The following is a 671-nucleotide window of genomic DNA, read 5'->3' as shown; positions in this document are numbered from 1 at the left end:
CAGAGATCGTAATCATTGATCTCTGTGAGAATTTCACGCATTAGATGGTCTAAAACGCCCTCCATAGGGCCAAGTATTACTCGCATTTGCTTTACCGAAACTGAATGGATCGAAAATTAAGACGCGTGATTGTACGGGCAAGTTAAAAGCTTGTCACTATGAGCTAGGTGAATCTGACGTAACAGTTATTTCACCGGTTAGAGGGAAGTAGTTGAGCCTTGGTAAATCTTCGCCTAGCGAGTAACCATCAGTGTAGTAGTAATAGCAGCTTGGATCTGATGTATACCAAGCAACGATCGGTTCTTCTGAAGGGAATACTGAGCTACCGTGATCTCTAACGGTGAGGTCAGTATTCATGAGCGCCCGCCAAAGCCTTGCGCAGTCACTCCCTCTAATTGCAGTCCCCGAATTAATCGGTAGTTGATCAACAGCGATTGGAAAACCAGTCGATGAAGGATAAACGCTGCCTTCACCATAATCGACATCTTGATTAAAATCAGGCTCTCCATCAACAAGCCACTGTGAGTGGTAAAGGTTAACCGCAGTTCGAAAAGAAGAAAAAGCACCTTGAGCTATAGCTTCATGGCTATCGCGTTGGTAATTTAGAAAGCGAGGAGCTGCGGTAACGGCAAGTATGCCTAAAATAACGACGACAGAGACCAGCTCTATCA

The 671-nt window shown here is 44.9% G+C and carries 1 protein-coding gene; it reads right to left on the bottom strand.

The annotated features are described in order from the left end of the window. Positions 1–156 precede the first annotated feature (156 nt). On the bottom strand, positions 157–669 hold the full coding sequence (locus tag AB4653_RS28865; protein WP_372106071.1) for a type IV pilin protein: 513 nt from the start codon (positions 667–669) through the stop codon (positions 157–159). Between the last annotated feature and the right edge of the window lie 2 nt (positions 670–671).

The sequence above is a fragment of the Vibrio sp. 10N.222.48.A3 genome (assembly GCF_041475345.1).
GTDB classification, from domain to species: Bacteria; Pseudomonadota; Gammaproteobacteria; order Enterobacterales; family Vibrionaceae; genus Vibrio; species Vibrio tasmaniensis_A.
The sequence above is the reverse complement of the archived record's forward strand: the minus strand, read 5'-3'. Positions and strand labels throughout refer to the sequence as shown.